The following is a 251-nucleotide window of genomic DNA, read 5'->3' on the forward strand; positions in this document are numbered from 1 at the left end:
CCCGCCCTCAGCCTGGAAGATCCCACACGCGAGATGGCCGTCTGACCAACCTTTTCTCCTGATTGGTGAACCGTCGGATTCAGCCCAGCAAATGCAACGATCGAAGCAGGGCTTTTGTACTTCAGCGGGTCGCCCAGCTCGGCAAGCAGCAAGGCTGCCGTGGTGTCGCCCAGACCTTTGATGGATGTGATCAGGTCGCGCCGCCCGCGCAGATCCGGGTCGTCATCGATGGTCTGTTTGATGGCCTCGCA

The 251-nt window shown here is 60.6% G+C and carries 1 protein-coding gene; it reads right to left on the minus strand.

Going from position 1 to position 251, the window contains the following annotated elements:
* Nucleotides 1–251: transposase (locus FS767_RS22415; RefSeq protein WP_144968275.1), on the minus strand; the 251-nt coding region annotated here is incomplete at both ends.

This window comes from Pseudomonas sp. DE0010, from assembly GCF_007680745.1.
Classification (GTDB): domain Bacteria; phylum Pseudomonadota; class Gammaproteobacteria; order Pseudomonadales; family Pseudomonadaceae; genus Aquipseudomonas; species Aquipseudomonas parafulva_B.